General features: G+C 69.5%; 7 protein-coding genes and 2 pseudogenes. 3 read left to right on the forward strand and 6 right to left on the reverse strand.

Features of this window, described 5'->3' with window-relative positions:
- Nucleotides 1-273: 273 nt before the first annotated feature.
- Entirely contained in the window at nucleotides 274-714 is a 441-nt protein-coding gene (locus tag ACZ501_RS34915; RefSeq protein WP_468800797.1) for a MarR family winged helix-turn-helix transcriptional regulator, read from the reverse strand.
- 88 nt (nucleotides 715-802) lie between these two features.
- On the opposite strand from ACZ501_RS34915, the gene ACZ501_RS34920 reads away from it, so the two are divergent.
- On the forward strand, nucleotides 803-1,726 hold the full coding sequence (locus ACZ501_RS34920; RefSeq protein ID WP_468800800.1) for a quinone oxidoreductase family protein: 924 nt from the start codon (nucleotides 803-805) through the stop codon (nucleotides 1,724-1,726).
- A 98-nt stretch (nucleotides 1,727-1,824) separates the two neighbouring features.
- On the opposite strand, the gene ACZ501_RS34925 is transcribed toward ACZ501_RS34920, so the two are convergent.
- Nucleotides 1,825-2,064 carry a hypothetical protein gene (locus ACZ501_RS34925; protein WP_468800803.1) on the reverse strand — a complete coding sequence of 80 codons (240 nt, stop codon included), beginning with the start codon at nucleotides 2,062-2,064 and terminating at the stop codon, nucleotides 1,825-1,827.
- A gap of 141 nt (nucleotides 2,065-2,205) precedes the next feature.
- Between ACZ501_RS34925 and ACZ501_RS34930 the strand changes: the two are divergent.
- Nucleotides 2,206-2,268, forward strand: a pseudogene (locus ACZ501_RS34930) (hypothetical protein); the annotation flags it as partial.
- Between the two features lie 55 nt (nucleotides 2,269-2,323).
- Nucleotides 2,324-2,482: pseudogene (locus ACZ501_RS34935) on the forward strand (IS5/IS1182 family transposase); the annotation flags it as partial.
- Between the two features lie 8 nt (nucleotides 2,483-2,490).
- On the opposite strand, the gene ACZ501_RS34940 reads toward ACZ501_RS34935, so the two are convergent.
- The 4 genes from ACZ501_RS34940 to ACZ501_RS34955 form a co-directional block, all read right to left on the reverse strand.
- Nucleotides 2,491-3,255 carry a hypothetical protein gene (locus ACZ501_RS34940; protein ID WP_468800805.1) on the reverse strand — a complete coding sequence of 255 codons (765 nt, stop codon included), beginning with the start codon at nucleotides 3,253-3,255 and terminating at the stop codon, nucleotides 2,491-2,493.
- A 24-nt stretch (nucleotides 3,256-3,279) separates the two neighbouring features.
- Nucleotides 3,280-3,687: a hypothetical protein gene (locus tag ACZ501_RS34945; RefSeq protein ID WP_468800808.1), complete on the reverse strand. Its 408-nt coding sequence runs from the start codon at nucleotides 3,685-3,687 to the stop codon at nucleotides 3,280-3,282.
- Nucleotides 3,688-3,766: 79 nt separating this feature from the next.
- Complete coding sequence (locus ACZ501_RS34950) at nucleotides 3,767-4,498, reverse strand: alpha/beta fold hydrolase (protein ID WP_468800811.1); 732 nt, start codon at nucleotides 4,496-4,498, stop codon at nucleotides 3,767-3,769.
- On the reverse strand, nucleotides 4,495-5,367 hold the full coding sequence (locus ACZ501_RS34955) for a HEAT repeat domain-containing protein (RefSeq protein WP_468800814.1): 873 nt from the start codon (nucleotides 5,365-5,367) through the stop codon (nucleotides 4,495-4,497). The genes ACZ501_RS34950 and ACZ501_RS34955 overlap by 4 nt, the downstream gene beginning before the upstream one ends.
- Nucleotides 5,368-5,488 lie beyond the last annotated feature (121 nt).

A 5,488-nucleotide genomic window follows, 5' to 3' on the forward strand; every position in this document is an offset into this window, starting at 1 on the left:
CTCCGGGCTTTCGTTCTGTGTTCTTGCGTTTCCGACTCTATCAGACTCTTTCGTGTCCGATTTCCTCGGTGCTTTCCAGGTCCCGCGCTTTCGCGTTTTTCCTTTCCGGCGGTTCCGACTCTATCAGAAGTTTTCCACCGGATTTCCCGGCTTCAACGTTTCCGAATGGAGAGTCGAATGCACCCCACGCGGAAGATTCCCTGTGGAGTGGTGGCTGCCGAACTTGTCCAGTTCGAGGCAACCGTTTAACTCTACAACCCTGCCCGTGGGGTGTCAAAACGAGGCCGGGGCCTCGTGCAGGCGGGCCAGCAGGGCCAGCAGCGTGTCCCGCTGCTCGGGGGCCAGGGGAGCCAGCAGCTCGGCGTTGGCCGCTTCCGCCAGGGCCGCGCAGCGCTCGAGGACGGCCTCCCCCTCGGTCGTGACGGTGACGGCGTTCTTGCGCCGGTCGGCGGGATCCGGGGCGCGCAGGATCAGGCCGGCCTCCTGGAGGTGGTTGAGGATGCCGACCATGTCCTTCGGGTCCACGGCAAGCCGGCGCCCCAGCTCGGCCTGCGCCACGGGGCCGTACTCCGCCGTCGCCGCCAGCACCGCGTGGTGCATGAGTTTCAGGCCCTCGGCGGCGATCGCCTCCGCGACCAGACCCCGGCCGCGTGCCGCGACCCGCCCGACGAGCCAGCTGGGCAGGGACTGGATGTGGCGGAGGGCGGCGGTCATGCGCCCACCCTATCCAAATTCGTTGGGCATCCCCACGATTCTCCGCTTATCGTTGGGGCTCCCAACGAACGCAACCCCCGGAGGTTCTGTGCTGCGCATCCGCCATGAGGTCAACGGTGGGCCCCACGTCCTGCGCGCCGAGGAAGCCGACCGCCCCCAGGCCGGTCCCGGACAGCTCCTGGTCCGGGCCGAGGCCATCGGCGTCACCCTTCCCACCGTCCGCAAGGTCCGTGAGGGCAGCGGGCCCGTCTCCTTCGGCGGGGAGGTCGCGGGGGTCGTCGTCGCCACCGGTGCCGACGTCACCGGCTTCGCCGTGGGAGACCGCGTCACCGGGCTCTGCTTCGCCGACGCCTATGCCGAGTACGCGGTCCTCGAGGCCGGCATGGCGTCCGGGGTCTCGGACGGCGTGAGCGCCGTGGAGGCGGTCGCGCTGGTGCGCAGCGGCCTCGTCGCCCGGGGTGCCTACGAAGCCGGGTGCGTGCGGCCCGGCGAGTCGGTCCTCGTCACGGCGGCGGCCGGCGGGGTGGGCACCCTTGCCCTCCAGTACGCCAAGGCCGGCGGGGCGGGCCGCGTGGTCGCGGCCGTCAGCAGCGCCGCCAAGGGGGACTTCGTCCGCGGCCTGGGCGCCGACGAGGTCATCCAGTACGACGACGCCGACTGGGCAGGGCCGTACGACGTGATCCTCGACGGCGTCGGCGGCGACCTCCTCGGCCCCGCCGTACGCGCGCTGGCCACGGGCGGCCGGCTGGTGGCCTTCAGCTCCGGCGGCGGCACGGTCGAGGCGTACGAGCTCCTGGCCCGGGGCGCCTCGCTCATCGGCTTCCAGATGCGGGCCATCGCCTTCGGCCGGCCCGACCTGTACGCCCGCTGGCTCCGCGAGCTCTGGCAGCTGCGCGAGGCGGGCACCCTGCGCACCGCCGTCCACGCGGAGCTCCCCCTCACCGAGGCCGCCCGCGCCCACGCCCTGATCGAACAGCGCCACAACCTCGGCAAGGTCGTCCTCGTCCCCTGAGGATCCACGGATCCGGGCCGGCTCCTCTAAAACGTCGTCTCGTTTGGCTTGGAACTCACGCGTCTCGGGCCGGGCCGTACGCCTCGCGAGTCCGCTCGTCAGGTCCAGTGGGGAGGTACTCCAGCAGTTCCGCCATGCACAGCAGGGTGGGACGAACGGTAGAGGTGCCCGTTGAGCTGGACGGGGGCGTACGCATCGACGATCGCCTTGTAGTCGGCGGGAAGCCTTCTGTCGATCTCCTGCTCCAGGTGCAGCCAGGCAGCAGGATCGTTGTAACGGTTCTCCGCTGGGCCAAGCATGGCGAAGACGGCCTGCAAATAGTCGGTCATGGCGGTCATGCCCCTCGAAGACGCCGGGAATGGCTCGTGCCAGCATCGAGCACCCCTCCTGTCGACGGTTGCTCGGGATCCTCGCTGTCTCGGCGTGGAGATGGTGCGGCAGCTGGTGCCAGACAGTTTGTGGGGCTCTTCCTTCGCGTGATGCCCGAAGCGCCGGTGCGGCCACAAGGCGGCGGACGGCGCAGGGCTGACGACCGTGGAGTCTTGGCCGCGATCGTTTTCGTCGCCACGTCCGGCTGCACATGGCGGCAGCTCCCAGCAACGGCTCGGCCGCCACCGGTGAGTAGTCGAGCGGACTGTGTCCTGGCTTGCTGGGTGCCTCCGGCTCCACCGCCGCTACGAACGCAAGGCCGAACACTTCCTTGGCTTCGTCGGCATAGCCGCGACCCTCATCTGTCACAGCCGCCTCACCAACTGAGACGTCGTCTAAGAGGCCGTGCCGCCGAGGGACCCAGCGTCACTCCGGTCGTGGAGCTGCCATCCGTCGAGGACCGCCCGCACATGACGGTGCCCAGCAGCTCCGCGGGACCAGACGAGCGTCCGGCGACGGGGGTTCTCGTGGTCCCAGCTGTCGTAGTCCTTGACGGCAACGGTGTCCGAAAGTCGCCACCGCAAGGAACCCCATGAGGCCTCAGGCACCTCCGCCAGGCCGTCGAGGAGCTCGATGGCCGGGACGGCAAGACTGTCCATGGGCCAGGGCTTCCACGTCGCGACGGTGTCGGTGAGGGCATGGGATTCGATGAGATGCGGGATCGACGGGGCGACGGGAAGGTAGGGGCTGCTGCCGTCGACGTCGGTGCCCACACTGCCGTCGGTATGGATCAAGTCCCGGCACGGCTTCGACACGTGCTCGCCGATCCACTCGAAGTACCAGGCACCCCGGGGGTCTTGCCAGGCCGCTGTCTGCAGACCGTAGTGGGCGTACTCCCATCCACGGGCCGTCTCGTTCCGCTCCCCGTCCACGTCCCAGCTGTGGCGTACCTCGTAGCGCAGACCACCGAACTTCTGGAGGAACCCCTCGCACCGGATGATGAGCTCCATGGGAGCGGGGACGTACTTCCCCGAGCGGTCGCGCACTCGCCACAGTTCTATCGGCAGGCCGAACCGAGAGGGCCGCTCACGCCGGGCTGTGCGACGCAGGAAGTCCTGCGCCCGTTCCGAGAGCTCGGACGGATCTTCCAGGATGTGCATCCTGAACTCCCTTTTCCCCGCAGTTCACGGCGCTTCGCTATCCCACAGGTGAAGAAAGCTCCGGGCGTCGTCGAAACCGTCGAGAGCCCGCCCGTCCACATCCGACGGGTCCGCCTCGGCTCGCGCCGCCAGCGACTCCACGAGCGCAAGCGCCTCATCACTGAGATGGCCGAAGCGCCGGGCGGTGTGTCCAAGGCAGAGGCCGGCCAGGCCGAGCAAGGGGCTGCCCGACACCGCTCGCGTTCCGATCTGCATGCAGCAGCGCTCGACGAACTCCCGGTCGTCGTCGTTCAACGCGGTTCCCACCAGGACGCGCGCCGCCTCACTCTCCTGCGAGCGGTCGTGAAGCACCCGCTCCAGCGTCTCGACCACCAGCTCGTGCGGCAGATGCGGGAGCACGGGCGGGTTCTCGAAGCGCGGATCAGAGTGCATCCCGCGAGGGTACGTGCTCCGGCCGCGGTGGGGCCGGGGCGTGATCTCGGGGGTTCCTGGTGAACCGGCTCGGGTGCGCTCAGCCGCGCGGAGGGAGCTGGAGGGCGAACCGGCGGACGGCATCGGTGAAGGCACTGGGATCGTCGAAGTTCGCGAGGTGTCCTGCTCGTGGGATCAACTCGACGCGGGCGTGCGGATGCGCACGGGCGAAGTCCGACTCGCCGGACCGGAAGACGGTGTCCTTCTCGCCGTTCAAGATGAGCACGGGAGCCACAACATGACGCATCGCACCCGCGTCGAAGCGGCCCAGCACCTCGCCCCATGCGGCCGGCAGGGTGTGGAACGCGTAGCCGGCGAGGATGGTCGCGTCCACCACCTCGGGCGGATAGAGCCGGCGCAGCAAGCGGTCGTTCCACCGGGCCAGTCGGGCCGCCGGTATGCGGGGGACGAGCCCGGCGACCCACCGATACGGCGTGGCCCACGGGCCACGCGTCGAGGCGCTGGCTCCGGCGAGGACCAGCCCCCGCAGGCGCTCGGGGCTGCGCCGCGCGAACTCCAGCGAGGCGTATCCGCCGAGTGAGTGCCCGACGACGAGAGCCGGTCCGCAGTCGAGCGCGTCCACCGCGGCGGCGATGATCTCCGTCGCCGCGTCCAGGCTCCAGGGTTGGGCGGAGCGGGCGCCGTGGCCCGGCAGGTCGACAGCGGCTACCCGGAAGTCCTCCCGGAGTGCGGCGAGCTGTGGACTCCACTGCCCCGCGCTGAACCGCGTCCCGTGTACGAAGACGATGGGCGGTGCACCCGCTGCCGTCATGATCCCCCCAGATCAGCTTCTCCCCGGACCGACTCTACTGGCGGGCTACTGGAGGGCTTGCGCCGACGGGCCGCGGCGGCCTCGTCGCGAACGTACGGGTCGGCGTCTGCGGCCAGCTGGTCGAGAACGGCCGAGACCTCGAGCTCCGCGAGCTCAAGGGAAGAGAAGTTGCCCAAGGCGATCGCGACCCAGGAACGGACACGGGGACTGTCGTCGTTCGCGAGCGAGCAGATCTTCCGAAGGGTGCTGGGTGGCTGAAGGAAGCCGAGGGAGCTGAGGGCGGAGATCCGCACCTGCGGCGAGGGATCATCCAGCAGCTGCACCAACAGGTCGATGGCCGCCGGCTCTGTCCCATGACTGCCGAGCGTGCCCACGACCGCGCTGCGGATTCCTTCGTCCGAGGCCTGCGCAGCGTGGGCCAGCAGCTTGAGGTCGGAGGGGTCGGGGACGAAGCCGAGCAGCCAGATCGCCGCCCTGCGGAGGTCCTCATCGTTGCTCACGGCGCACGGTAGGAGCATTTCGCGCGCCGCGGCCGGGTGCTCCTGCGCGAGTACGTGGAGCGTGGTCGAGAGCGAGTCCTGGTCGTCACCCAGATCGCGGGAGTAGGCCCGCAACAGGGCGGCGAGGGCCGTGTGGCCGGCCGTCTCGGCCAGGAGCCGGGCGAGCACATGACGGGCGTACCAGTTGCCCGCTTCCACGGCTGCCGCGAGATGCCGTTCCACGTACGGAATCAGCTCCCGCCGCCGAGCGGCCATGAGCTCTTCTTCGATCTCGGCAAGGTCGTCGAGGTCGCAGTCCGGGTCCATGAGGCCGGCCACCAGCTCATCAAGCCGCCGGGTGAGGTCTCCCGCTGCCGGTTGGTCTTCCACACCGTCCTCCTCGTGATCCTCCAGGGAAAGACCCCGTAAACGCAGAAAAGCCCCGCACCAGAAGGTGCGGGGCTTTCCCACAATGATTGTTCGGCGGCGTCCTACTCTCCCACAGGGTCCC

It is taken from the genome of Streptomyces sp. NPDC034085 (assembly GCF_055575555.1).

Excerpts from the sequence above, each read along its gene's own strand:
- ACZ501_RS34915 (WP_468800797.1), bottom strand. The coding sequence starts at position 714 with ATGACCGCCGCCCTCCGCCACATCCAGTCCCTGCCCAGCTGGCTCGTC.
- ACZ501_RS34950 (WP_468800811.1), bottom strand. The coding sequence starts at position 4,498 with ATGACGGCAGCGGGTGCACCGCCCATCGTCTTCGTACACGGGACGCGG.
- ACZ501_RS34925 (WP_468800803.1), bottom strand. The coding sequence starts at position 2,064 with ATGACCGCCATGACCGACTATTTGCAGGCCGTCTTCGCCATGCTTGGC.
- ACZ501_RS34945 (WP_468800808.1), bottom strand. The coding sequence starts at position 3,687 with ATGCACTCTGATCCGCGCTTCGAGAACCCGCCCGTGCTCCCGCATCTG.
- ACZ501_RS34940 (WP_468800805.1), bottom strand. The coding sequence starts at position 3,255 with ATGCACATCCTGGAAGATCCGTCCGAGCTCTCGGAACGGGCGCAGGAC.